The organism is Filomicrobium sp. (genome assembly GCF_025698805.1).
GTDB lineage: Bacteria > Pseudomonadota > Alphaproteobacteria > Rhizobiales > Hyphomicrobiaceae > Filomicrobium > Filomicrobium insigne.
This window is the reverse complement of the sequence record NZ_JAILWT010000003.1, coordinates 527,387-553,642: the sequence shown is the minus strand read 5'-3', so window position 1 is coordinate 553,642 and position 26,256 is coordinate 527,387. Positions and strand designations below refer to the sequence as shown.

The 26,256-nt window shown below is 58.4% G+C and carries 19 protein-coding genes and 2 tRNA genes; 18 read left to right on the top strand and 3 right to left on the bottom strand.

Features of this window, described 5'->3' with window-relative positions; translation table 11 throughout:
• Nucleotides 1–164: 164 nt before the first annotated feature.
• The 12 genes from hemA (at nucleotide 165) to K5845_RS09930 (ending at nucleotide 14,341) form a co-directional block, all read left to right on the top strand.
• Nucleotides 165–1,397, top strand: coding sequence for a 5-aminolevulinate synthase (hemA, locus tag K5845_RS09985; RefSeq protein ID WP_046479141.1), 1,233 nt, complete (start codon nucleotides 165–167; stop codon nucleotides 1,395–1,397).
• A 227-nt stretch (nucleotides 1,398–1,624) separates the two neighbouring features.
• Nucleotides 1,625–2,935 carry a serine hydroxymethyltransferase gene (glyA, locus tag K5845_RS09980; RefSeq protein ID WP_046479140.1) on the top strand — a complete coding sequence of 437 codons (1,311 nt, stop codon included), beginning with the start codon at nucleotides 1,625–1,627 and terminating at the stop codon, nucleotides 2,933–2,935.
• A 98-nt stretch (nucleotides 2,936–3,033) separates the two neighbouring features.
• A complete protein-coding gene (nrdR, locus tag K5845_RS09975) occupies nucleotides 3,034–3,588 on the top strand; it encodes a transcriptional regulator NrdR (protein ID WP_082101116.1) in 555 nt (184 codons plus the stop codon).
• Between the two features lie 205 nt (nucleotides 3,589–3,793).
• Nucleotides 3,794–4,903, top strand: coding sequence for a bifunctional diaminohydroxyphosphoribosylaminopyrimidine deaminase/5-amino-6-(5-phosphoribosylamino)uracil reductase RibD (gene ribD / locus K5845_RS09970; RefSeq protein ID WP_210184029.1), 1,110 nt, complete (start codon nucleotides 3,794–3,796; stop codon nucleotides 4,901–4,903).
• Between the two features lie 11 nt (nucleotides 4,904–4,914).
• Nucleotides 4,915–5,508, top strand: a complete 594-nt coding sequence (locus K5845_RS09965) for a riboflavin synthase (RefSeq protein ID WP_046479138.1) — start codon at nucleotides 4,915–4,917, stop codon at nucleotides 5,506–5,508.
• Entirely contained in the window at nucleotides 5,505–6,656 is a 1,152-nt protein-coding gene (gene ribB / locus K5845_RS09960) for a 3,4-dihydroxy-2-butanone-4-phosphate synthase (RefSeq protein ID WP_425284163.1), read from the top strand. The genes K5845_RS09965 and ribB overlap by 4 nt, the downstream gene beginning before the upstream one ends.
• Before the next feature lie 142 nt (nucleotides 6,657–6,798).
• Nucleotides 6,799–7,320: a 6,7-dimethyl-8-ribityllumazine synthase gene (ribH, locus tag K5845_RS09955; RefSeq protein ID WP_046479137.1), complete on the top strand. Its 522-nt coding sequence runs from the start codon at nucleotides 6,799–6,801 to the stop codon at nucleotides 7,318–7,320.
• Nucleotides 7,317–7,934: a transcription antitermination factor NusB gene (nusB, locus tag K5845_RS09950; protein ID WP_287958911.1), complete on the top strand. Its 618-nt coding sequence runs from the start codon at nucleotides 7,317–7,319 to the stop codon at nucleotides 7,932–7,934. Before ribH ends, nusB begins: the two co-directional genes overlap by 4 nt.
• Complete coding sequence (gene thiL, locus K5845_RS09945) at nucleotides 7,927–8,937, top strand: thiamine-phosphate kinase (RefSeq protein WP_287958910.1); 1,011 nt, start codon at nucleotides 7,927–7,929, stop codon at nucleotides 8,935–8,937. The genes nusB and thiL overlap by 8 nt, the downstream gene beginning before the upstream one ends.
• Before the next feature lie 261 nt (nucleotides 8,938–9,198).
• Nucleotides 9,199–10,569 carry a L,D-transpeptidase family protein gene (locus K5845_RS09940; RefSeq protein WP_287958909.1) on the top strand — a complete coding sequence of 457 codons (1,371 nt, stop codon included), beginning with the start codon at nucleotides 9,199–9,201 and terminating at the stop codon, nucleotides 10,567–10,569.
• A gap of 162 nt (nucleotides 10,570–10,731) precedes the next feature.
• A complete protein-coding gene (locus K5845_RS09935; RefSeq protein ID WP_287958908.1) occupies nucleotides 10,732–13,212 on the top strand; it encodes a plasma-membrane proton-efflux P-type ATPase in 2,481 nt (826 codons plus the stop codon).
• Nucleotides 13,213–13,225: 13 nt separating this feature from the next.
• Nucleotides 13,226–14,341 carry an alpha/beta fold hydrolase gene (locus tag K5845_RS09930; protein ID WP_287958907.1) on the top strand — a complete coding sequence of 372 codons (1,116 nt, stop codon included), beginning with the start codon at nucleotides 13,226–13,228 and terminating at the stop codon, nucleotides 14,339–14,341.
• A 33-nt stretch (nucleotides 14,342–14,374) separates the two neighbouring features.
• Here K5845_RS09930 and K5845_RS09925 read toward each other — a convergent pair whose 3' ends face one another.
• The 3 genes from K5845_RS09925 to K5845_RS09915 form a co-directional block, all read right to left on the bottom strand.
• Nucleotides 14,375–14,782, bottom strand: a complete 408-nt coding sequence (locus K5845_RS09925; protein ID WP_287958906.1) for a TetR/AcrR family transcriptional regulator C-terminal domain-containing protein — start codon at nucleotides 14,780–14,782, stop codon at nucleotides 14,375–14,377.
• Between the two features lie 19 nt (nucleotides 14,783–14,801).
• A tRNA-Asn gene (locus K5845_RS09920) sits at nucleotides 14,802–14,876 on the bottom strand.
• 163 nt (nucleotides 14,877–15,039) lie between these two features.
• A tRNA-Cys gene (locus K5845_RS09915) sits at nucleotides 15,040–15,113 on the bottom strand.
• 321 nt (nucleotides 15,114–15,434) lie between these two features.
• On the opposite strand from K5845_RS09915, the gene K5845_RS09910 reads away from it, so the two are divergent.
• The 6 genes from K5845_RS09910 to K5845_RS09885 all read left to right on the top strand — a co-directional run bounded on the left by K5845_RS09910 (nucleotide 15,435) and on the right by K5845_RS09885 (nucleotide 26,240).
• Nucleotides 15,435–16,118: a protein-L-isoaspartate O-methyltransferase family protein gene (locus tag K5845_RS09910; protein WP_090229405.1), complete on the top strand. Its 684-nt coding sequence runs from the start codon at nucleotides 15,435–15,437 to the stop codon at nucleotides 16,116–16,118.
• Nucleotides 16,119–16,790: 672 nt separating this feature from the next.
• Nucleotides 16,791–18,266, top strand: a complete 1,476-nt coding sequence (locus K5845_RS09905) for a TolC family outer membrane protein (RefSeq protein ID WP_076605345.1) — start codon at nucleotides 16,791–16,793, stop codon at nucleotides 18,264–18,266.
• Between the two features lie 281 nt (nucleotides 18,267–18,547).
• Nucleotides 18,548–19,903 carry a DUF2497 domain-containing protein gene (locus tag K5845_RS09900; protein ID WP_287958905.1) on the top strand — a complete coding sequence of 452 codons (1,356 nt, stop codon included), beginning with the start codon at nucleotides 18,548–18,550 and terminating at the stop codon, nucleotides 19,901–19,903.
• Nucleotides 19,904–20,122: 219 nt separating this feature from the next.
• Nucleotides 20,123–22,945 carry a valine--tRNA ligase gene (locus tag K5845_RS09895; protein WP_287958904.1) on the top strand — a complete coding sequence of 941 codons (2,823 nt, stop codon included), beginning with the start codon at nucleotides 20,123–20,125 and terminating at the stop codon, nucleotides 22,943–22,945.
• 540 nt (nucleotides 22,946–23,485) lie between these two features.
• Nucleotides 23,486–25,210 carry a dihydroxy-acid dehydratase gene (gene ilvD, locus K5845_RS09890; RefSeq protein ID WP_046479132.1) on the top strand — a complete coding sequence of 575 codons (1,725 nt, stop codon included), beginning with the start codon at nucleotides 23,486–23,488 and terminating at the stop codon, nucleotides 25,208–25,210.
• A complete protein-coding gene (locus K5845_RS09885; protein ID WP_052743899.1) occupies nucleotides 25,197–26,240 on the top strand; it encodes a tetratricopeptide repeat protein in 1,044 nt (347 codons plus the stop codon). Before ilvD ends, K5845_RS09885 begins: the two co-directional genes overlap by 14 nt.
• Nucleotides 26,241–26,256: the final 16 nt, after the last annotated feature.

Genomic DNA, 26,256 nt, shown 5'->3' with positions numbered 1-26,256 from the left:
TGCTCTTCACTGGACGCCGAGGAAAATCGGGCATTTCAACGGCATTTATGACTATGCGCCGCATTGTCTTGCTCTATCGCAGATTATAGTCATTCTATGACTCCACCGATTAACCAGCTCGGTTTTCTGGAACTGGGCCATCCACGGGCATTCGGGACCGCAACATGGATTATGGCAAGAAGTTTCAGGACGCTATCGATGCCTTACATCGGGAGGGGCGCTACCGCGTTTTCGCGGACCTGAAACGCCAGCGCGGGAATTACCCGCACGCTTATCATGTTGATACACATGGGGCGTCCGACATCACGGTGTGGTGCTCCAATGACTATCTTGGCATGAGCCAGCACCCCGTGGTCACCAATGCGATGCACGAGGCTATTGATCTGGTGGGGGCAGGTTCTGGCGGAACGCGGAACATTTCCGGCACGACGCATTATCACGTCGAACTGGAAGCTGAACTGGCCGACCTGCACGGTAAGCCAGCGGCGCTGTTGTTTACCTCGGCCTTCGTCGCGAATGACGCGACACTGTCAACCATCCAACAGCTCATCCCCGGCATCGTGCTGTTCTCGGATGAGAAAAACCATGCGTCGATGATTGCTGGTATCCGCCACGGTGGCGGCATGAAGCACATCTGGCGGCACAACGACATCACGGATCTTGAAGCTCAGCTTGCGCAGTATCCCAAGGAAACGCCCAAGTTGATTGCATTCGAGAGTGTCTATTCGATGGACGGTCATATCGCGCCGATTTCCGCGATCTGCGATCTCGCAGAAAAGTACGGCGCCATGACCTATCTCGATGAGGTCCATGCAGTTGGTCTTTATGGCCCCCGTGGCGGCGGTATAGCCGAGCGTGACGGTGTGATGAACCGTGTCGACATCATCAACGGTACCCTTGCCAAGGGCTTTGGCGTGATGGGTGGCTATATCGCGGCAAGCCGCGTCATTTGCGATGCCATCCGCTCCTATGCGGCAGGCTTCATCTTCACGACCTCGCTCGCGCCCGCCATTGCCGCTGGCGCGCTGGCGTCCATTCGCCACTTGAAGTCCAGTAAGGTTGAGCGGGAACACATGCACGAGCGCTCGGCAACGCTGAAACGGCGCCTCGCGGACGAAGGCTTCCCGGTTATGGAAAACCCGAGCCATATCGTCCCAGTGATGGTTGGTGATCCTGTGCACTGCAAAGCGGTCACGGATGCGCTTCTCAATCATTACGGAGTCTATGTGCAGCCCATCAATTATCCGACCGTACCGCGGGGCACCGAGCGTATCCGCCTGACGCCTGGTCCGACCCACACAGACGCGCACATGGACCATCTCGTAGCTTCGCTGAGAGAGCTTTGGCAGCGCTGCCCAGTCGCCAAGGGCGAATATGTGCGCCTCGCTGCGGAATAAATCCAGAATTTGAAGAAGTTAGATAGAAAAGGCACTTCCTGCCGGGTTTGTAGGGCCTTTTACAGCGTGGCGGCAAAGCGCCGCGTTTAGTCCGACATCTTGTTCCACCGTATTCGACTATGGTAGGGCATACGATCAACCAACGCTGGAGATGCCGGGGTTCTTGCGGCGAACCAGCCTTTTTTCTTTGAAACGCCGCAACTTTTTGCAAGCACGAGGACAGCTTCATGTCGACAGCCACGGCCGCAGCGGGCGCAGACACCAATAACTTCTTTACTCAGTCACTCGCTGAGCGCGACCCGGAGATTGCCGACGCGATCGCGAAAGAGCTTGACCGTCAGCAGCACGAGATTGAGCTGATCGCCTCTGAAAACATCGTGTCGAAGGCTGTTCTTGAGGCAGCAGGAAGCGTTCTGACAAACAAGTACGCCGAAGGCTATCCCGGCCGCCGCTACTATGGCGGCTGCCAGTTCGTCGATATCGCTGAACAGCTGGCGATTGATCGCGCCAAGAAGATCTTCGGCTGTGGCTTCGCCAACGTTCAGCCGAATTCGGGCAGCCAGGCAAACCAGGGCGTTTTCAACGCACTGCTTGCGCCAGGCGACACGATCCTTGGTTTGAGTCTGGCCGCCGGTGGTCACTTGACCCACGGTGCCACGGTCAACCAGTCGGGCAAGTGGTTCAATGCCGTCCACTACGGCGTCGACCGCGAAAAGCACCTGATCGACTTCAATGAGGTTCGTGAGCTCGCGCAGAAGCACAAACCGAAGCTGATCATCGCAGGCGGTTCCGCTTATCCGCGCAAGATCGACTTCGCGACGTTCCGTCAGATCGCCGATGAAGTTGGCGCTTACTTCATGGTCGACATGGCCCACTTCGCTGGCCTTGTTGCCGCCGGTCTCTATCCGAGCCCGTTCCCGCACGCGCACGCCGTCACCACGACGACCCACAAGACCCTGCGCGGCCCGCGCGGTGGCATGATCCTGACCAACGACGAAGCCCTGTCGAAGAAGTTCAACTCGGCGATCTTCCCTGGCATTCAGGGCGGCCCGCTGATGCACGTCATCGCCGCTAAGGCTGTTGCTTTCGGTGAAGCTCTGCAGCCGGACTATAAAGTCTATATCAAGAACGTCATCGATAACGCCAAGGCCATGGGCGAAGTCCTCGTTGAAAACGGCTTTGCGCTGGTTTCGGGCGGCACCGATTCCCACCTCATCCTGGTGGACCTGCGTCCGAAGAAGGTGACCGGCGACATCTCGGAAAAGGCGATGGGCCGTGCGCATATCACCTGCAACAAGAACGGTGTGCCGTTCGACCCCGAGAAGCCGATGGTGACTTCGGGTATCCGTCTCGGCGCGCCTGCTGGCACGACACGCGGCTTCGGCGTCGCTGAGTTCCGTGACATCGGCCGTATGATCGCCGAAGTGCTAGATGGCCTCGCGAAGAATGGCGAAAACGGCAATGCAGCTGTGGAAGAGAAGATCAAGGCGGAAGCGATTGCGCTTTGCAAACGTTTTCCCATCTACAGCCAGAATTGAGCCTTAACCGGAGCATCGGTAACGGGCTATAAGATAGAGGCGTCGCGCGGGCCAACGACCTGCGCGGCGCCTTTAGCTTTTGCGGAGAAGAGAGACCTATGCGCTGCCCCTACTGCGCTTGCGAAGATTCGCAGGTAAAGGACAGCCGGCCGACGGAGGAAAATTCCGCGATCCGCCGGCGTCGCGTCTGCCCGGACTGTGGCGGCCGCTTTACGACGTTTGAGCGCGTGCAGCTGCGCGAACTCATCGTGACGAAGCGTTCCGGGCGCAAAGTCCCGTTCGACCGCGATAAGCTGATGAACTCCGTGCAGGTCGCGCTGCGCAAGCGGCCCATCGATACGGAGCGCATTGAGCGGATGGTGTCCGGCATTGTTCGCCAACTTGAGGCGAGCGGTGAGACCGAAATCGATTCCGCCATGATCGGTCAGCTTGTAATGGACGCGCTGCGCGGATTAGACCCCGTTGCCTATGTCCGGTTTGCCTCCGTGTACCGCGATTTCCGCGAGGCTGCGGATTTCGCGGGCGTTCTCGGCGAGATTGCTGGCGATGCAATCCCACCGCGCGAGCAGGCAGCGGGCATATCTGAACCTCCGAACTCTCCGGCGAAGCCTGAGCGCATCGTGGATATCGCAGTCGTTGGTAAGCGGGGCTAAGGGGTGTAAAAGAGCGTTTCGGACGTTCAGAGTACGGCTTGCGCGGATTATCCCCTGGGACACAAATCTGTGCTGGCGGCATTCGCCGGCTTAGTCGGGCTCAAATGTCCGCCTGCTCACAATCCTCATCGTGAACCGCCGCATGTGGGCCTGCGGCTGAAACTGGAATAGTCCGATTACCACCACGACTGCCTTCGATCGTCAGATGATGTCGCTTGCTTTGAGCGCCGCGCGCCGTGCGCTGGGCACGACGGCGCCGAATCCGACTGTTGGTGCAGTCATTGCCGACGAGACGACACAAACGATCATATCGGTGGCGGCCACGGCCCCAGGCGGGCGTCCACACGCCGAGCCTATAGCTATCGGGCAGGCGGGTGAGTGCGCGCGCGGCAAGACGATGTACGTGACGTTGGAGCCCTGCTCCCATGTCGGAAGAACGCCACCGTGCGCGGACGCCGTCATTGCCGCCGGCCTCTCGCGCGTCGTTCTCGCTCAAGAGGACCCGGATCCGCGGGTGTCGGGTCGCGGTACGGCGCGTTTGCGCGCAGCCGGCATAAATGTTGAACGCGGGGTCCTTAACAAGGAAGCCAATTGGGTAACGCGGGGCCATATTCTACGCGTGACGGAGCGACGCCCGCTTGTTCAGTTGAAGCTGGCGGTCGACCACGCATTGAGCGTCCCCCGGGGAAACAGCGGCGCGCCCACGTGGGTAACGGGAGAGTTGGCACGCTTGCGGGGCCATCTTTTGCGCGCGCGCGCAGACGCAATTCTCGTCGGAGCCCGTACCGTCACCGATGATGACCCTGATCTGACATGTCGCCTTCCGGGTTTGGCTGACCGTTCGCCTGTTCGTATTGTGCTCGCAGGGCGAGAGCTTCCATCGCCCAGAAGCCGACTGGTGCGTTCTGCACAACAGACACCCGTGTGGATTGTCGGGAGCAGGAAACTCTTTGCGGAACAAGCTGGAGTGGCGGGTGAGCTATCCGATTTGGGCGCCAAGCTGATTGAAGTGAACGACGTCCGTGGACTTCCCTGGCTCCCCGCAGTGGCGGAAGCACTCGTGGCAGAGGGCGTCACGCGGCTCCTCGTTGAAGGGGGCCCAACCATGTGGCGGGCCTTCGCGGGGGCGGGTCTCGCGGACGAAGTGATTATGTTTCGCGCACCGCCCACGGATTCATCGTTTGCAGTTTTGCCGCCGCCCCGGCAAGTTCCCGGGCCCGAAGAACTTGCAGCACTTCTCCCAGGTCTTTCTCTGTCATTGGCGGAGATCAACCACGTCGGCCACGATGTAATGCTAACGTATCGTAAGAATTGAGGATTGAGGCGATGTTCACCGGTATCATTACCGACATTGGCACAATTGCCGACCAAAACGACGGCAGCTTCCAGATCAGCGCCTCTTATCCGGCCGCCGATATCGCGATCGGCGCGTCGATCGCCTGCGATGGCGTTTGTCTCACCGTCACGAAGATCGGAGCGCGTGCTGAGGGGTGTCTTTTCTCCGTCGATGTCTCCAATGAGACCCGTAGCAAAACGACGGTAGGCCAATGGAAGCCGGGCCGGAGGATCAATCTCGAGCGTGCCCTGGCATTGGGAGATGAGATGGGGGGACACGTCGTGACCGGCCATGTCGACGGTGTCGCACGCATTATTGATTGTCAGGACGATGATGTATCCCGGCGCTTCTCATTTGAGGTTCCTGAGCATCTCGCAATCTACATCGCGCCCAAAGGTTCTGTGGCTCTGGATGGCACCTCTCTGACCGTTAACGAGGTAAGTGGTGGGCGTTTCGGCGTAAATGTCATCCCCCACACCTTGACCGCCACCACATGGGGAGCGAAAAGCGCAGGCGAGAACGTCAATCTTGAGGTTGATGTGTTCGCGCGTTACGTCGCGCGCATGATGGAGTTTCGAAATTGATAGATCAGGCGAAAACATCAGCCTCGCCGCAGACCGAACTCGGGTTGTCCTCGACCGAGGAAATTATCGAGGAAATGCGTAATGGCCGCATGGTCATCCTGGTTGATGCCCCGGACCGGGAGAACGAGGGCGATCTCGTCATACCCGCACAGATGGCTACGCCGGATGCTGTAAACTTCATGGCCAAGCATGGCCGTGGCCTCATATGCTTGACGTTGACGCGGGCACGCGCGCAGACGCTGCGGCTCGAGGCCATGGTGCGCTCCAACCTTTCACGGAACCGCACGGCGTTCACCCAGTCGATTGAGGCGCGTGAAGGAATTTCCACCGGCATCTCGGCGGCCGACCGTGCGCGGACCATCGCGACGGCCATTGATCCCAGTAAAGGTGCAGACGACATAGTTTCTCCAGGACATGTCTTTCCGATCGCCGCGCGCGAAGGGGGTGTCTTGATGCGTGCGGGGCATACGGAAGCTTCCGTGGACTTAGCCCGCCTGGCGGGGCTTTTGCCCGCAGCGGTAATTTGCGAGATCATGAATGACGACGGCAGCATGGCCCGCCTGCCGGACCTTATGGTGTTTGCCCAAAAGCACGGACTGAAAATCGGCACGATCGAAGACCTGATCGCATACCGCTTGCGGCATGATCACATCGTCCGCCCGTTGGCCGTGAGCGATATTAACAGCGCGTTCGGCGGAGAATTCAAACTGCACGTCTTCGAGACGTTGGTGGAGCCGGGGGAACACTTGGCGCTGGTCAAAGGCGACATTTCCGGTTCAGAGCCCGTGCTTGTGCGTGTACATGCTGTGAGCCCGTTCGTGGACCTGCTTGGCGTGGGCTCCGAGACAGCAGGCGAATCCCAGATCGCCGCTGCCATGCGCGCTGTCGCGGATGAAGGCCGGGGCGTTATCGTATTGATCCGTGATCTTCGGCCGAAGGGGGTGTCCGAGTATATCGCGGCACGCCCGGCATCTGAAGGTGGGCATACCCGCAACGACCGTCGCCAAGTTGAGATCGGCGTGGGATCGCAAATACTGCGCTCGCTCGGCGTAAGCGATATGGTGCTGCTCACAAACTCCCCGGCGCATATCTATGTCGGACTAGAAGCTTTCGGACTATCTATTGTCGACACGCGCGAATTCTACTGAGGGTTCGCTTTTGACATAAGAAATAGCCGTCTTCGGAAAACGCATGGGCGGAATGTCCTTGTGTGCTGCGGGAGCAGCGCTGGCTCGTGAGCTTCAACGCTCGAAAAATTTGTAAGAAATCAAGACCTCTAGGTGGACCGACATGGTAACCAGAACAGGGCGGCCGGATGCACCAGCCGTCGATCACAAGTCACCGCGCTGGCGCGCTAAAGTGCTCATCATTGAAGCACGGTTTTATCCGGAGATTGCCGACGAGCTCTTTACCGGGGCGCTCGCGGAGCTAGAGGCGCAGGGCGCAAGCTATGATCATATTATCGTCCCCGGGGCGCTGGAGATTCCCCAGGTTCTCGCGCAGGCCGTGACGTCCGGCCTAATTCCCCGCAGCGCCGCCAGCGCTCAGTATTGTGGCGCCGTGGCGTTGGGTTGCGTCATAAGAGGGGAGACCTCACACTTTGATGTCGTCATTAACAACGCCAACCACTGGCTGATGCAGATTGCGATTGAACATAACGTGCCCGTCGGCAACGGTATTCTGACGGTGGAAAACGAAGCCCAGGCGCTGGAACGCGCGCGGGGCGGCCGCTCCAGCAAAGGCGCCGACGCCGCTGCAGCCTGCCTCCGATTGATTGAACTTTCGCGTGAATTCCAGGGGCAAGGGGCATGACCGTCAAGCCACGTAAAGTTGTTCGCCGGGCTTCAGGAAAGGCTACCGGCAGCGCAAACCGTGCAGCCCGTAGCGCTGGCCGCATGGCGGCCGTGCAAGCTCTCTACCAGATGGACCTTGCTGGAACCGACGTGACCGACGTCATCCACGAATTCACAACGCTCCGCTTTCCGACCGAAGAGACGGAAGCAAATCCAGCCGAAGAGACGACTGAACCGAAGACGCCCGCCACCGACGCTGCGTTTTTTGCAGAACTCGTGCGCGGCGTCGTGCGCAGACAGCGCGACATCGATCCTATGATCGATCATCAGCTTGCGTTGAATTGGCGGCTCAAGCGCGTCGACTCTACGCTTCGGGCTATTTTGCGTGCAGGCGCATTCGAATTGATCGAGCGACGCGACATTCCTGCCCGCGTTGTGATCAACGAGTACATCGAAGTCGCGCATGCGTTCTTTGACGACGATGAGCCCAAAGTCGCCAATGGCGTGTTGGATCGCCTCGCGCGCCGCCTCCGCGTTTCCGAGTTTGAGATGCGGCGGACCTCTGCGCAGGATAAAAACGAACCGCCTGCCGATACCGAGCCGGATCCATCTCCCGATAGGGCCAATGGCTGAGCTTTCCAAGTCCGACGCCGAGCAAGCCATGATCGCTCGGGTGTTCGCACCCCTGACGGCAGGCCTGCCCGGCGCGCTTGGGCTGACTGACGACGCAGCAATTCTTTCCGCACCGTCCGGACGTCAGCTGGTCTTGACCATGGATACGCTGGTCCAGGGCGTCCATTTCCTTTTCGACGGCTCGGTGCAGCAAGCATCCGACGCAGCCTACAAAGCTCTCGCGGTGAACGTGTCCGATCTCGTGGCGAAAGCTGCCGATCCGCTTGCCTATATGCTCTCGCTGACATTGCCAGCCGTCGGTTCTACCGATTGGCTTGAGGGGTTGGCAGAGGGCTTCCGACAGGGGCAGTCAGACTGGAGCATCCACTTGGCTGGCGGGGACACGGTTCGTGGAACGAGCGGGCTGGCGCTGACCGTGACCGCAATTGGCAGCGTGCCGCAGGAAACCGCGGTGTTGCGCCGTAACGCCCGACCCGGTGACCGGCTTATCGTAACGGGAACAATCGGAGATGCCTGGGCGGGACTGCATGTATGCCAGTCATCAGAGGCCTTCGCGCATCTCTCTCGAACCGACGCGGATTTCCTCAAAAACCGCTATCAGCGTCCGAGGCCGAAACTTGGCATCGTCGAAGCCCTGCGCACATATGCATCGGCCGCGATGGATATCTCGGATGGCCTGATCCTCGATCTGGAACGCATGTGCCGCGCCAGCGGAGTAGGGGCATGTCTGCGCGCGCCTCAGGTCCCCTTGAGCGCACCAATTCAGCAACTGGTTAACAACCAGAAAGTATCGCTGACGGACGCCTTGAGCGGAGGCGATGATTATGAAATTTTGGCGGCCGTACCGCCGGATGCGCTCGGAGCGTTCGCAGAGGCTGCGCGGCACGCCGGCGTATCAATTGCTGAGGTTGGAGAAATAATTGCGACGCTAGGGGTCAGCGTCGTCGGAGACGATGGAAACTCATTGAGCATAACCCGTAAAGGTTGGGATCATCTCGGTTGACAGAGCGCTCGCCCGATTTGCGCCAATGAGCAATGCTTTGAACGGAACTTCGACAAAGTGAAAGTCGTTTCTACGGGGTCTCGGCAGCATGATATTGCTGGCTCCCAAGGCCAGTCGGAGAAGCAATTTCACGGGAACGTCAAACGTCTTTGTTTGGCCACAGGCATAGTTGTTAGGTAAAAGCGGCGGAGCTAACGTGCTGCGGCAATTAAAGCTGACGGCAACGGGCAATGGGCACACGGGATTCATCAGGAATTTGCGATGACTATGGAGCGCACCAAGAAGGTGTCTGGCGCGACACGACGAGGCTTACTTTGCGGTGCTGCGGCACTTGCCGCTTCGGCTGGACTAGTTCCATTCTCTCGCGGTGCTTTTGCTCAGGATGGCCAGTGGTGGGAATCGATTATCGGCCATGGCGCGCAGCTCGATCGCCGCTCCCGTGCCGGCCCACGTGAATCGAGCACGATCCGGCTTGACGATCTGCGCGACGGGCCTACGCCGTGGCTGAGCGACGTGATGATCCAGTCGATGCACGAAGCCATCAAGCGGTATCAACAGATTGTCGCTAACGGCGGTTGGCCGATGGTCCCAGGGCCGCGGCTTATGCGCCCGGGTGATGATGATGAACGCGTCCCCGCTCTGCGCCGACGTCTGCGCGCTAGTGGCGATATGCCTGCGACCGGAAGCTATTATGACAGCTTCGCTTTCGACGGTGAGCTTGAACAAGCGGTAATGCGTTTCCAGGCCCGTCACGGTTTGCGCATGAGAGGCCGCGTCGATCGGCCGACCTTCGCCGCGCTCAACGTTACCGCGGAAATGCGCCTCAATCAGCTGCGGCTTAATCTGAACCGCATCCAGCAGCTATGGACCTCCGGCGTCGAAGATAGATACGTGCTCGTAAATGTGCCAGCTTATCAGCTCGAAGCCGTCAACCGTCACGAAGTCCAGCAGCGGCACCGGGTAATCGCCGGACGGCCGGGACGCGAAACACCGTCCATCAAATCGACGATCCGCGGGTTGAATTTCTACCCTTACTGGCGCGTGCCTGGAAGTATTGCGCGCCTCGATCTCGTGCCGCGCATGCAGCGTGAGCCGGATTATTTGGAGAAAGAACACATTCGCGCTTTCCGCGGCAGCTTCGACGGCCCGGAGATTGATCTCGCCACCATCGATTGGCACAACGTCGATCTCTCCCAGACGTTTTTCCGTCAGGATCCCGGCCCCTGGAACGCGTTGGGTCTTGTCCGGATCGATATGCCCAACGAGCATATTGTTTACATGCACGACACGCCGATGAAGCAGCTCTTCAAGCAGCCTGCCCGAAGCTATAGCGCAGGGTGCGTTCGTGTTCAGGATGTCATGGATCTCGTGAGTTGGATCGCGCAGCAGGAGACTGGCTGGGAACAGCCGGAACGCGTTCAGGCAGTGCTCGACCAGGGTGATCCATTGGATTTGACCTTATCGCGTCCGATACCCGTTTACTTTGTCTACATCACCGCTTGGGGTGAAACGAACGGCGAAGTGCAGTTCCGTCCCGACATTTATGACCGCGACGGGGCTCGCGAACTGGCTGGTGATATCGATCCAGAAGACGCGCCGCCTGCGCAACCGGTTAACGCACTGGCTCCTTGACCACGGACGACGACCCGCCGCAGGTCTGTCCCATCGCATATCACGCGGTCGCCTCCTACATGAAAGGCGGTGTCGTCCGACGCCTGCCTTTATGGGGTGACGGCGACGCATTGTCCTGATTGTGTAGCCCAGGCCCTTTTTTGAGGGCGGGAAGCGATATGCATGCGGAATGATTTTGCCTCCGCCAAGTCGCCGGACGAACCGCTTCAATCGAAATTGAACGGCGCGGAAGCAGCCGGTTTGTCCCGAGAAGAAGCAGCCCGGCGTCTCGCCCAATACGGGGAAAATGCGCTAGCAGAACACGCTGTAAGCCTCCTTCAGAAATTAGCGGGATTCTTCTGGGGACCTATTCCATGGATGATTGAGATTGCAGCGGTTCTCTCCGCCGTCGTCGGTCACTGGGCTGACTTCGCCGTAATTCTCACCATGTTGTTTGTGAATGCGGGCGTGGGCTTCTGGCAGGAATATAAGGCCGACAACGCCATTGCGCTTTTGAAACAGCGGCTCGCCCCAAAGGCTCATGTCCTGCGAGACGGCCAGTGGCAGGAGATTGCCGCGCGCCTGCTTGTGCCTGGCGATGTGGTGCAGATCACGCTCGGTAGTATTGTCCCCGCTGACGTTAAGCTCATCGAAGGTGCCTATCTCAGCGTTGATCAGTCGGCACTGACGGGAGAGTCTCTGCCGGTCGACAAAAAGCCTGGCGACGTCGCATATTCAGGCTCAATTGCCAAACTCGGAGAAATGACAGCGCTCGTTACCGAGACGGGAATGGACACCTATTTCGGCAAGACAGCGCATCTCGTTGAAGAGGCCAAGACCGTCTCGCACTTTCAGCGCGCAGTTCTGCGGATCGGTAATTTTCTGATCTTAGTGACTATCGGATTGGTCGTATTGATCGGCCTTGCTGCTTTATTCCGCCAGGATCCGCTGATCGAAACCGCGCAATTCGCGCTCATTCTCGCGGTCGCCTCAATCCCCGTTGCGTTACCTGCCGTATTGTCCGTGACTATGGCGGTCGGTGCCGAGCACTTGGCCCGGATGCGAGCGATCGTTACGCGTCTTGTATCCATCGAAGAGATGGCGGGCATGGATATTCTGTGCACCGACAAGACAGGCACACTGACCCAGAACAAACTGAAACTAGGTGAAGTGCAGCCAGCCGACGGTGTGCGGGCGGAGGAACTCGTGTTGGCGGCGGCTTTGGCCTCACGCAGTGATGCGCCTGATGCGATCGACAGTGCCATCCTCGCGGCTTTGAAAGAAACCACCGCCTCACTCGAAGGCTATCGCATCCTCGCCTTTCACCCCTTCGATCCCGTAATCAAACACGCGAGCGCTGACGTCGAGAAAGATGCAAAACGCTTCAGTGTCGCGAAGGGCGCCCCCCAAGTCATTCTGGATCTGTGTAAGTTGGATGCGGGACAGAGCAAAGACGTAACAGAGAAAATCGACAGAGATGCCAGTCGCGGATATCGGACACTCGGCGTAGCACGCAAAGACGACACGGGAAGCTGGCGGTTCCTCGGCCTCCTTCCGATGTTTGACCCCCCTTGGGATGACAGCGCGCGTACGATCGCCACGACCAAGTCGATGGGGCTCGATATCAAAATGGTCACTGGAGACCACGAAGCGATTGCTCGCCAAATCGCGGGAGAGTTGGGCCTCGGGAAAAATATCGTCGTGGCGGAGAAGGTCTTTGGTGATGGCGCCGCGCAGGATCGTCTTCCTGCCATCCGTGCAGCGGATGGATTTGCCCGCGTTTTTCCCGAACACAAGTTCGAAATTGTGAACGTCCTGGAAGGGGCGGGTCACATCGTCGGAATGACGGGAGACGGCGTTAACGATGCGCCTGCGCTGAAGCAGGCCGATGTTGGAATTGCCGTAAGCGGTGCAACGGACGCTGCACGAGCAGCGGCTGATTTGGTGCTGACGGCGCCGGGCCTTTCGGTAATCACCCGCGCTATTGAAGAAGCGCGCCAGATCTTCGAGCGTATGACTGGCTATGCCATCTATCGCATCGCGGAGACGACGCGGGTTCTCCTGTTCATGACGGCCAGCATCCTGATCTTCAACTTCTATCCCGTCACAGCGATCATGGTCGTGCTGCTCGCATTGTTGAACGATCTTCCCATCATGATGATCGCTTACGACAACGCACCTGTTGCCTTGAAGCCGGTGCGTTGGGATATGACACGCGTTTTAACGGTAGCCTCCGCGCTGGGCATCTTCGGCGTGTTCAGTAGTTTCGGCATGTTCTGGATTGCGCGTGATTATCTTCAGCTCGAGCCCGCCGTTGTTCAATCCCTCGTATTTCTCAAATTGCTCGTCGCCGGGCACATGACGATTTATCTGACGCGCAACAAGGGGCCGATCTGGGAACGGCCATGGCCGAGTTGGAAGCTTGTCGTCCCCTGTGAAACGACGCAGATCGTCGGGACGCTCGCCGTCGTCTACGGATGGTTCATGGCACCGACCGGCTGGCCTCTTGCGCTCATGGTTTGGGGGTATGCGTTGGTGTTCTTCCTGCTCGGAAGTCTCATCAAAATCTCAGTCTACCGACTGCTGGATCACCGCTCGGCACTCCAGTCGCGACATCTCAATCGTATCGAAATGCACGCGGCGGCACCGGGACCACGGTCTTGAAGGAGATGGATCAATGGCCCGAAAACATGCAGGCGTAGAAAAACCCATCCCAATGAGCGTTCCTGCGTTCTGGCCTATGAACATGGCGGCCACGATGATCGAAGCGGGAACCGAACTCTATGTGAAGAACCTCAAGTTTGTAGAAGAAGAGATCAAAATCTACGACGAACTGCGTCCCGTTCTCGCAACACCGCATTGCACTAGGTTGAATTTACGCACCATGCGTTTGCGGGAATACGGAAATCCCGACGATGGAATCCCGACGCTTGTCGATGCTCCGCACGCGGGGCACACCGCCGTGATCGCCGACTATCATCGCGGCCAGAGCCTTATAGAAACGCTGTTAGCCAACGGACTTGGCCACGTCCTTCTGACCGACTGGAAGTCGGCGACCGAAGATATGAAGGACCTGGAGATCGACAACTATCTTGAGGAAATGGTGATTGCGATCGATGATCTGGGCGGCCGCGTGAACCTCGTGGGGCTTTGTCAGGGGGGCTGGGTCTGCGCGATGATCGCAGCACGTTTCCCCGAAAAGGTGAATTCCCTTGTTCTTGCAGGCGCCCCGATCGACACCGATGCGGGCTCAGGACCATTGAAGCATATGGTCCATGCCTCACCACGCTCATTCTATGAGGAATTGGTCGCGCTGGGTGGCGGCCTGATGCGCGGAAAGTTCATGCTCCAGGGCTGGAAAAACATGCATCCGGAGCAGCACTATTTCGAGAATCTCATCGATCTCTACGAACACATTAACGACCCTGCGTACCTCAAGAAGGAGGAGACGTTTGAAAGTTGGTATGAAAACCCGATTGATCTGCCTGGTCGTTGGTATCTCCAGGTCATCACGCAGTTGTTCATGGAAAACCGTCTTGCGAAGGGAACGTTCGTGGGCCTCGGGCGGACGCTCGATCTACGGAAGATCAAATGCCCCGTGTACCTGTTAGCGGGCGAGAAGGATGACATCACCGCGCCCGAGCAGGTCCTGGGCGCTGCAAAACTGATTGGGACACCGAGGCGCGATATCGTCCAGGAGACCGTGCCTGGAGGCCACATCGGATTGTTCATGGGCGCGCGAACTCTGTCCGATCATTGGCCACACATAGCTCAGTGGATTGCGAGGCATTGAGCGTATTATGGCGTTTGACCTGGATGCAACTCGTCACTTCGGACGGCGCGGCGCGTAAGCTGCAAGAAAGACCCTCACCGCGTCAGCGGCATGCTGACGGAGTGCTGCAGGGCTCGGGATCGCCTCGTCGCCCAACAACATGGCCTTATTCACGGGCTCGCCCATGACCAGCCAATTGAAATGCGTAGCAGCGGAGTGCGCATCTTCGAGCACGAGCCAACCACGCTCGACAAATTGCTCGAATTCCGCCGCCAGGGCGGCGATGGCACGTGCGGCTCTACCCTCGTAAAGAGCTTGCCCCAGTTCCGGAAATCGACCGGCTTCGCCAATAACAAGGCGACGAAGCTGCATCAGGCGCGGTGTCAGGACCACCAAAAGCTGCCGTGCGGCATAGGCACGCAAATAGTCGCCGATATCTCCGATGTTACCCAGGGGCTGCACCGTTAGACGTACAGATGAATGGCTCCGCGGGTAGGATTCGAACCTACGACCGTCCGATTAACAGTCGGATGCTCTACCGCTGAGCTACCGCGGAATATTCGGGAACCAAATCAGAGCGCGCTTGATAGCATGAAGTGCGCAGAGATTAGAAGCCCCAAAGAAGCAAAAACAAGGATGTGCCTCAATGGCGCACCCTTAACCGCAACGAGCCTGCTTCAGAAGCCCGATACGGCAAGGAAAGTCCCAGCAAAAGAAGCTGGAGGCCACGGCCGGAATCGAACCGGCGTATACGGATTTGCAGTCCGCTGCGTCACCACTCCGCCACGTGGCCAAAGTACCTGCGACCGCCGGTGGTGGCGAACGGCCGGCCCCGAAGGGCATCGCGATTGGAGGTCTCCTGACCGCGGGAGATAAGCGATTATCACAATGATCTATCTTTGTGCAATCGTCCCTTTGCCGCTGCGGCATGAAGCTCAGCCAAGCTTGGGCCAAGCAAAATCGGTCAAGAGGAGCGTTGGCGAGATGGCGCGGGCCTGCTAAGTGGGCTCGAAGTAAAATTTTCGCCCCATTGCAACGGACAAACAGCGCCTGCTCGGCCCTGATGGCGCCCATCAAAACAGGCGTCAGGCCACAACGCGATGAAGGATATGACATGGTTTCTGTAGATGCCGCTGTGCAACGCACGAACATGGTGGATTCGCAGATCCGTCCGAGTGACGTGACCGACCGGCGCATTATTCGGGCAATGCTGGAAATCCCGCGTGAGCAGTTCGTCCCGACCGCAATGAAGCCTTTGGCCTACATCGATGACGAAGTGCCTGTAACGATGCCACCGAATGGTGCGAATCGGGCGACCCGATCCCTGATGGCGCCACGTGACTTTGCACGGCTCGTACAACTCGCAGAAATCTCTGAGAGCGACGTTGTTCTCGACGTTGGGTGCGCCACGGGATATTCCGCTGCTGTGCTAGGGCGCCTTGCGGAGACAGTCGTCGCGCTGGAAGTAGATCCCGAGCTCGCAGAAACGGCAGGGAATCTTTTGTCTGAGACGTCCTATGACAACGTGGCTGTCGTCTCTGGCGAATTGGCGTCGGGTTACCCTGATGAAGGACCGTACGATGCGATCGTTCTGGAAGGACAGGTTGAAGAGGTCCCCTTCGGCCTCTTGGATCAGCTAAAGGACGGTGGCCGACTGGTGGCAATTTATCAGAAGGGACCACTTTCCCGGGCTGTGTTGTGGCGACGCCTTGGTGCGACGTTCGATGAGCGCGAAGCTTTTGAGGCAGCGGCTTCCCCTCTCCCGGGTTTTGCAAAGCCCGCAGTTTTCACGTTGTGAGTCAAGGACGCGTCCGTCTTTCACTCTAGAGTTCGGCCCGTTTGTTGGCTGCGGATGAGCAAACGAAAAGGTGGCGGCCGCGCAGTGATTCGCGAATCATCCGGCCTCGGACGCTATCAGCAGATTTTCTGGCGCGAGAAATCGTGATCGACCGATTTAAACACGATCGTTGACTCGCGCGCGTGTCGTGATTTCCGCACGGACAGAATCGCGTAAAATGAATGAACACACACGCGAGTCATGCGGGGCCTATCGCTCGTTGCAGGCATGGCAAAAAAACAAATAAAGTCTGTTGGTTAGGCTAGTCGTTGCGTGTCGTTGATTCTGCCCTCCGCCTACGATGAAAAGCTTACGCTAGCGTAAACATGCATTAGTCGGCTTCTGCCTAAACTGTGTGCGAAGTGCAACGCAGCACAACGGAGGGGGCTCGGAACGAGTAACGGGGCTTTGCCGAGCACTCAGCGGATATTATTGAACTAGCAGCTAGCTTTGGCAGCGCGTCGGGTGTGTGCACGGGTAATGCAAAACCGGTGCATCGCATGTGGACAGCTTGGGGGCTACATCCAGTGTGGTCTTGGAATCGGATATGCCGTTGGGTGTAGGCGTCGATGCCCAAGAGACAGCGTACCAGTCTCGCCGCAGTGCCAGATTTCACAACGGAAGCGAGTCGCGATGATGACGAACAGTCCTGTCCAGATGCGACTGGGTGCGCTCTTCAGATCCGCCGCCATGGCGGCGCTGATAGCGGCCAGTTCAGCATTTTCGGATACGGCGACTGCCGAAACTCTCAATCAGGCGCTCTCAGCGGCCTATACTTATAACCCACGCATCGATGCCGAGCGGGCCCGGTTGCGCGCCACGGACGAAAGCGTGCCTCAAGCACGTTCGGGCTACTTGCCGTTTGTCGAAGGTAATGCCGACCTGGGTGTTCAGGACAGCCGCGTACGGTTCGATGATGAAGTCGGTGGTGGACGCAGTGGCCGCCGCAGCACGCCTCGCGGGTACGACGTATCCGTTCAGCAGAACCTGTTTAACGGGTTTCGCACCACGAACCTGGTAAATCAGGCAGAAGCCAACGTCCGCGCTGGCCGCGAAAATCTGCGCGAAATTGAGCGCCAGGTCCTTTTCGACGGCGTCACCGCGTATATGGATGTGGTCCGGGACCAGGCTATCGTTGGTTTGCAGGAGAACAACGTCAACGTTCTGAGCCGTGAGCTAAGCGCCACGCAGGATCGTTTCGAAGTTGGCGAAGTCACGAGAACCGATGTCGCGCAAGCTCAAGCGCGTCGTGCGGGCGCCGTGTCGGACCTGGATTTGGCGCGGGCCAATCTGAAATCCAGCCGCGCACGTTATGAACGCGTCATCGGCTCGCCGCCAAGCAATCTGCGCGAGCCAACTGTTCCCTACAGGCTAATGCCGAAGACGCTTGAGGCGGCGATCGCGCGAGCGGAGCACGAGAACCCGCTGATCATCACGGCTCTCTACTTGGAACAAGCTGCCAGCTACAACGTGGACACGATCCGCGGTGAACTGTTGCCGACGGTCACGCTTGAAGCCCGCTACCAGGACCGGTTTGAGTCAAGCGACTCGATTGCTGAATCCGAGACGACTACGGTCACCGGCCGCATCAACGTCCCCATCTATCAGGGCGGTGAGGTTTCGGCACGCGTACGTGCCGCCAAGCATACGCATGTCAGCCGCCTTCAGGACATTGAAGATGTTCGCACGCAGGTGCGCGAAGTCACTGTGACGGCATGGTCGCAGTATCAAGCCGCCGTCGCTCAGATCGAATCCGATAAAGTTCAGGTGACAGCCAACCAGACAGCTTTGGCCGGCGTGCGCGAAGAAGAGAAGGTCGGTCAGCGAACGCTCTTGGACGTCCTTAATGCCGAGCAAGAACTTTTGAATTCTCAGGTGCAGCTGGAGACGTCACGACGCAACTTAATTGTGGCGGCTTACGGATTATTGTCGTCCGTTGGGCGGCTTGACGCGGCCACCCTTGGTGTCGCGTCAGAGGTTTATGATCCGGAAGCGCATTACTTTGAGGTGCGTCGCAAGTGGTGGGGCATCTCCATCACCCACGCCGACGGACGCAGAGAAAATCTAGATCTGTGGGACTCTCACGGGAGCCGCCAGTCTTACAAGTAATCTGGTTGCGCAATTTTATCTGGCGCCGTGTCATTCTTGACCGGCGCCAGTTTAATTTTGGGTTTGAAGCTGACCCCCTCCAACCTCGCCGAAATAACTCTGGCCACCTAGAGTGTTCGGGCGTTTAAGGCGAAAACCAGCGTGTATTCCCCTGCTGATCCGGGACAAGAAGACCGCCATGCATTGAAGTCCAGGCCCAGCCATTGTACCAAGCCTAAGGGTAACAACTGCGACGCGCCGATCGCGGCCGGTTAAGGCAGTTGAAATGGCGGAGAATGGCAATGAGCGTACCTGGCAACGGCCGTGAGCCCAGCATGGAGGAAATTCTGGCCTCCATCCGCAACATGGTCTCTCAAGATCCCTCTCCCGGAGAAGCAGGCACGGCCGCCCCGGAACTTCCGAATCCCACGCCGACACAACAACAAAGCACGGGCGGCGAACTGAACGGTGCGGCCCCTGCGCAGCATTTGCCGCCACATTCCGGCCCGGCATTCAATAGTCAGCCAGACCAGTTAGGGAAGCAGCGCTTATTAGGCCAGCAGGACGACGACGATCTCGCCGATCTTCTGGAAGAACCGTTGCCACCAGCTGCCGTTGCACCGGGTCCGTTCTCGGCTGAGGAGCAGGCCGCACCCATAAATGGTCCAGCACCGAGCCCCCCAAATACGGGAGCTGCGTCCCTTGGTTTCGATTTTGGCTCTCTCGTGCCGCGTCGAGATCATGAACCGTCGAATGGAAGCGGCCCACCAACGCCTGGACTGAGCCGGCCGGGCGAAGCAACAAGCAAAAGCGATTTTACACCGCCTCCGCACGCGAAAGCGCCAAACGACAGTCAACCCCTAAGCTGGGCAGACTCCATGCGTAGCAATGAGGCGGCGCATAACGAGTCTGCCGCCCCAGCACCGTCAGAACCTCAATCGGCGGCATCGCCGCCAGCAGGAAGCAGTGCGAATGGATTTGCGGGCTTGGCCTCCGAAAAGTCCGTGACTTCGCACGCCGATCCACGTGGCGGGGATCAACCTGCCCAAGAAAGTCCCGGAAGATTCTTCCCTGGGCCGTTAACCGGCAAACCGTTGCCGGACCGGATGGACGCCGTTCCAGTACAAAGCACACGTTCCGAGGAAAAGTCACCGGCCCTGCCGACGCCGCCTCAATCCAAGCCTTCCGCGCCGGTAAGTAAAGGTGAAGGAGCCTCATCCTTCCCGTCGTTCTTCAATTCCCGACCGACAACGCCCGCGAAGGACGGCCAAAGCGACAATAAGGCATCACCCAACTTTCCCAGCATTGAACCTGTTTTGAAGGCCTTCGAGAAAATTGACTCAAAAACGGCGGAGGCTGCTGCGGGACCGTCTGACACAAAGAAGGTGGAAGCGGAAAAGGTCGTTGGCGCATCCGTAAAACCAGTGAGCGGCGCGACCAATCTTGGCGCGCCATTGGTGTCTGTGTCGGGTAAAGAGGCAGCAGCAAAAACAGGTGCCGCAGCGGGGCGCTCGCTTGAGGACGCTGTCATGGAGCTTCTACGGCCCATGTTGCGTGAATGGCTGGACGATAACCTGCCGCGGATCATCGAGGATACAGTGCGGCGCGAGGTCTCAAACGCTGTCAAGGTAAAGACCGACCCCGGTTCGAAAGCCTGAAGAACAGGACTTACGGGCGAAGCAACGTCATCATTCTCCACAAGAGTTCACCTTCGGGGCGCCTTTGTGCTAACGAACACCGGTGAACTCGGCAGATTGGGGCGGCTACAAACCGCTTCCTGCCGTTGACCAACGAAATCAATTGAAGTGTTGGCCCATGTGCGGTGCGCAAGGGTCGCCCAACTCTGTTATTGACCGAAGCGAACGCGAAAACCCCGTATGCTCGAAAAGACCTATCAGCCGGCTGAAATCGAGCCGCGCATCCACGGCGAGTGGGAGAAGGCTGAAGCCTTCAAAGCTGGCCGCCCTGATCGTCAAGGTGATGCTGCCGAACCATTCACGATCGTCATTCCGCCACCGAACGTGACGGGATCTCTGCACATGGGGCACGCCCTCAACAACACGTTGCAGGATGTGCTGTGCCGTTTCGAGCGTATGCGCGGCAAGGACGTCCTCTGGCAACCGGGTACGGATCACGCCGGGATTGCCACGCAGATGGTCGTCGAACGGCAGATGATGGAGCGCCAGGAGCCGGACCGCCGCGCGATTGGGCGCGATACGTTCGTCGAGAAGGTCTGGACCTGGAAGGAAGAGTCTGGCGGCGTCATCATCAATCAGCTGAAGCGGCTCGGCGCTTCCTGCGATTGGTCGCGCGAACGCTTCACGATGGATGAAGGGCTCTCGCGCGCCGTTCTCAAGGTATTCGTCGAGCTATATCGCGCGGGGCTGATCTACAAGGATAAGCGCCTGGTCAACTGGGATCCGAAATTCCAGACAGCGATTTCCGATCTGGAAGTCGTGCAGGTGGACTCGCAAGGTTCGTTTAAATGGGACCGGGATTCAGAAGAGGCTTTCGACGCCGCCGCTCTGGACAAAGCCCTTGCGCGCGATCCGAGTGGACACATGTACCACTTCCGCTATCCGCTCACGCAAAAGGTCGATGGTTACGACAAGGACTATATCGTTGTCGCCACGACGCGGCCTGAAACGATGTTGGGCGACAGCGGTGTTGCCGTGCACCCAGAAGACGAACGGTACGCGGCTTTGCTTGCAGCCAAGGCGACCGTGACATTGCCGCTTGTCGGGCGCGAAATACCGATCGTAGCTGACGAATATTCCGATCCCGAAAAGGGAACGGGCGCAGTGAAGATCACACCGGCGCATGACTTCAACGACTTCGAAGTCGGCAAGCGTCACAATCTTGAGCAGATCAACATTCTCGACGAGATCGCCCAGCTCAATGAAAACGCGCCGGAAGCCTATCGCGGGCTTGATCGCTTCATTGCGAGAAAGCGGATCGTCGCCGATATGGACGCCGCCGGATTGCTTGAGAAGATCGAGCCGACTTCCCATACCGTCCCGCACGGTGACCGCTCGAATGTCGTTATCGAGCCCTGGTTGACCGACCAGTGGTACGTAAATGCCGCTGAACTTGCCAAGGACGCCGTCAAGGCGGTCGAGGACGGTCGTACGCGTTTTGTGCCCAAGAATTGGGAAAAGACGTATTTCGAATGGATGCGCAATATCCAGCCGTGGTGCATTTCACGACAGCTTTGGTGGGGGCACCAGATCCCGGCATGGTATGGGCCGGATGGTCAGGTATTTGTCGCCACTGACGAGGGTGAAGCGTTGGCCGAAGCCCTAACGCATTACGTTCAGAACGGAACTCTAACGACAGAGCGCGCCGACGAAATCGCCCGTGCCGGGACGGCAGATGCTCTGCTGAAACGCGATGAAGACGTGCTCGACACGTGGTTTTCATCCGGGCTCTGGCCGTTCTCGACCCTTGGCTGGCCGGACGAAACGCCGGAATTGCAGCGCTACTACCCGACGAATGTTCTCGTCACAGGCTTCGACATCATCTTTTTCTGGGTCGCCCGCATGATGATGATGGGCCTCCATTTCATGAAGGAGGTCCCGTTCCACGACGTCTACATCCATGCCCTCGTCCGCGATGAGAAGGGGCAGAAGATGTCGAAGTCGAAGGGCAACGTCATGGATCCCTTAGGCGTCATCGACTCCTATGGCGCCGATGCGTTGCGCTTCACCTTGTCGGCGATGGCCGCTCAGGGACGCGACATCAAACTGTCGACCCAGCGTGTTGAAGGCTATCGGAACTTCGCCACCAAACTCTGGAACGCGGCACGCTTCGCAGAGATGAACGAGTGTGTCCGCAAGTTCGATTTCGATCCTGCCGCGCTCGATGAAACTCTCAACAAGTGGATTGTTGGCGAAACCGAACGAGCCTCTGCAGCAGTAACAACCGGCCTTGAAGCCTACAAATTCAACGAAGCGGCGACGGCTGCCTATGAGTTCGTTTGGGGTATATTCTGCGATTGGTATCTCGAACTCATCAAACCGATCCTCAATGGGGATGACGAAGAGGCAAAGGCGGAAACACGCGCCTGCGTCGCCTGGGTGCTCGATCAGATTCTGAAAATGCTGCATCCGTTCATGCCCTTCATCACGGAAGAGCTTTGGGCACACATGGTGGAGCACGGAGAAAAACGTACCAGTCTCTTGACGCTGTCTCAGTGGCCTAAACTGTCCGAATTGCAGAACGCGGAGGCCGATGCCGAAATTGGTTGGGTCGTAGCCCTGATCTCGGAAATTCGCTCGGTTCGCAGCGAAATGAATATTCCGGCAGGCGCCAAAATACCGCTTGTGATCACCGGCGCTGATAAGGCGGCGCGCGAGCGGGCGGATCGCCACGAGGACACGATCGGCCGCTTGGCCCGTCTCGACTCGATCAGCTTTGATGCGACTGCGCCTAAGGGAGCTGCGATGATCGTCGTTGGCGAGACGACGGCAGCAATCCCGTTGGAAGGCGTCATTGACATGGAGGCCGAGCGCCGTCGTCTGGCCAAAGAGATTGGCGAAGCGCAAGGCAATCTCGACAAGATGGATGCCAAGCTCGCAAATCCAAACTTCGTAGCCAAGGCAAAGCCGGAAGCTGTTGAAGAGACCCGGGAGCGTAAGGCGGAGCTGGAAGGCATCATCAAGCGGTTGACCGCAGCCTTGAGGCGTCTCGAAGCCGCTTAAGTTAACTTCAATTCTTAAAAAGATGGGCCCGCGACTTCATTTCGCGGGCCTTTTCCGTTTTCCCGCCTTGCTGGTGCCGCATCAAGCGCCCATGTAGCAAGCCGGTTGGACATGATTTGGTCGTCCCAAAACAAAACTTCCGCCCACCGATAGCCCTTTGATCGCCGGAGTCGGGCGCTACACGAATTGCACGGTCAAACTTCCGTTGCTCAATTCTTGGCTGCGTATCCGCCAGTCCCGCGAGTTATCCACGGGGCAGGATTGGATTGGAGGAAATTTGTTTGCGACTCCTTCACTGTGTCTGTGTCGCCACTATGCGGCGTCCACGCCACGTTTGGGCCACAAACCCCGATCAATGTCCACCACGGTTGAACAGTCGCAGAGTGGGCGGGGTCTAAGGCGTTCGACGCGAGCGGGTTTGCGGGCCCGGCGTCAGCCTTATCCATTGTCGGGTCGGAATGATCCACGGGGGTGCGCAATGTGGCCCCGGGGCGTTTTGCTTCCTCTCACTGCGCGTATTTGAAGGTTAAAGGGAGAGAGATGAGCGCCAAGAAGTTCGACAAGGCGAAATTGCCCAGCAGACACGTGACCGAAGGGCCGACGCGCGCGCCGCATCGCTCTTATTATTACGCGATGGGTCTGACGGAAGAGCAGATTCATAATCCGTTTGTCGGCGTCGTCAGCTGCTGGAACGAAGCAGCGCCTTGCAACATCTCTCTCATGCGCCAAGCCCAGTCGGTGAAGACCGGGGTTGATGAAGGTGGCGGAACGCCGCGCGAATTCTGCACGATCACCGTCACAGACGGCATCGCGATGGGCCATCAGGGGATGAAGTCTTCGCTCGTGTCCCGTGAGGTGATTGCGGACTCAATCGAATTGACGATGCGCGGCCACTGCTACGACGCCATGGTCGGCATTGCCGGCTGCGATAAATCGCTGCCGGGCATCATGATGGCGATGCTTCGCCTCAACGTCCCATCTGTCTTCATGTACGGCGGCTCAATCCTTCCCGGCACCTATAAGGGCAAGGACGTCACCGTTGTCGACGTGTTCGAGGGCGTTGGCATGCACTCGGCGGGCCGGATGTCGGATTCCGATTTGCATGAACTGGAATGCGTTGCTTGCCCCTCCGCAGGCTCGTGCGGCGGACAGTTCACGGCCAATACGATGGCCTGTGTGTCCGAAGCTATAGGTTTGGCGCTGCCCGGCTCGGCCGGCGCGCCCGCGCCATATGAAAGCCGTGACGCATATGCTGCTGAGAGCGGCCGTGCCGTTATGCGTCTCGTTGCCGATGGGCTCCGCCCGCGAGACATCTGCACGCGTGAAGCATTCGAGAACGCGGCTGTCATCGTCGCTGCGACGGGTGGTTCCACCAACGCCGCATTGCATCTTCCAGCCATGGCGCACGAGGCAGGAATTGATCTCGATATCTTCGAAGTAGCAGAGATCTTTAAGCGTACGCCGTACATCGCCGACCTCAAGCCCGGCGGCAAATATGTTGCGAAGGACGTCTACGATATCGGCGGCGTACCGCAGATCCTGAAAGCGCTGTTGGAGGGCGGTTATCTCCACGGTGACTGTATGACGGTCAGCGGTAAAACGATGGCGCAGAATCTCGAAAACGTGAAATTCAATACGGAACAAAAGGTTGTCTACCCGGTTTCAAATCCCATATCGCCGACTGGCGGTGTTGTGGGACTGCGCGGCACGTTGGCTCCCGATGGAGCAATCGTGAAGGTGGCCGGCATGAAGAAGCTGACCTTCCGTGGACCTGCGCGTGTGTTCGACTGTGAAGAGGATGCATTCGAAGCCGTCGATCGCCGTGAATACAACGAGGGCGACGTCTTCATCATCCGCTATGAGGGACCGAAGGGTGGGCCCGGTATGCGTGAAATGCTCTCGACGACAGCGGCTCTCTATGGACAAGGCGTAGGCGACAAAGTCGCTCTCATCACAGATGGCCGGTTCTCTGGCGCGACCCGCGGTTTCTGCATCGGGCACGTTGGGCCTGAGGCGGCCGTAGGTGGTCCCATTGGGCTCGTCCGCAATGGTGACATGATTTCGATCGATGCCGACAAGGGCACGCTCGACCTCGAAGTTTCCGAAGCTGAACTCGAAGCTCGTCGGGCGCAATGGCAGGAACCTGCCAACGCCTATCAGAGCGGTGTGTTGAGGAAGTACGCAAATCAGGTTGGGCCCGCGCGGTACGGTGCGGTCACCCACGCTGGTGGAAAGGCGGAAGTTCACTGCTATGCGGACATATAAGCGCAAGAATGGGTTGATTGCCGCAGCCTGCTTGGCGGCTGTGACGATGGCGGGTCCGGTGACGGGCCACGCTGCCGTACCGCAGTTCGTGTCGGCGGAAGAAGCGCTGCGCCAAGGTGTCAGCGCTTACAACGGCGGCTATTACGAAATCGCGATTCCTGCGTTGGAGCACGCGGCAGCTAAGGACCTGTTCCTCGCGCAATACTATCTCGCGCGACTTTACGCTGACAATAACAGTGCGCATACGGATCATGCTAAGGCGTACATGCTCTATCAGAAGATTGCGAACGAGTATGCCGACGCCGATCCCGATGATGATACCCGCGCACCTTATGTCGCCCGTGCCCTGACTGCGCTTGCCGGATACGTTCGGCTTGGTCTCCCCGAAATCGGACTGCGAGCAGACCCGGCGCTGGCCGCTGAATATCTCAATCACGCGGCTCTGTTCTTCAATGATGAAGACGCGCAATTCGAGTTGGCAAAGCTGCAGTTGCATGGTGACGGCGTCGCACCAGACATTGCACGCGCCAAGCATCTGCTGGCAATCATAGCCCAGAAAGGGCATGCCGGAGCGCAGGCGTTCTTGGCTGATCTCTACTGGCGCGGCAAGTTCATGCCTAACGATCCGGTACGCGCTTTGGCGCTGATTTCGGTTGCCGTAAAGAATGCCCCGCCGCAAGATCGCGTCTGGATCGAGGACACATATCAGAACATCTATTGTGGCGCTTCGAAGGGGGTCCGCAGTCAAGTGACTGGCATGGTCGCTGAGTGGGACACGCGTTATGGCCGCAAGCCCGAAGTCCGCGACCAGAGTTCCTTGGGCTTGCTGGACCAGAGCCCAGAGCGCACATGTTCTAACGGCGAAGTCGTGCCATTGCGATTGGACCAGCAAGCGCCGGGATCCTCCAATCAAATCGAAGCTTCAAGTCGCCCGAGCAGCACATCGTCGACCCGCTTTATGACGGGAACGACAGCACCTGGGACGGGTGAGTTCCGCAACGTCGGTGCGTCGACAGAAGGCGGTCGCTAACGCAGGCCTCAGTTTT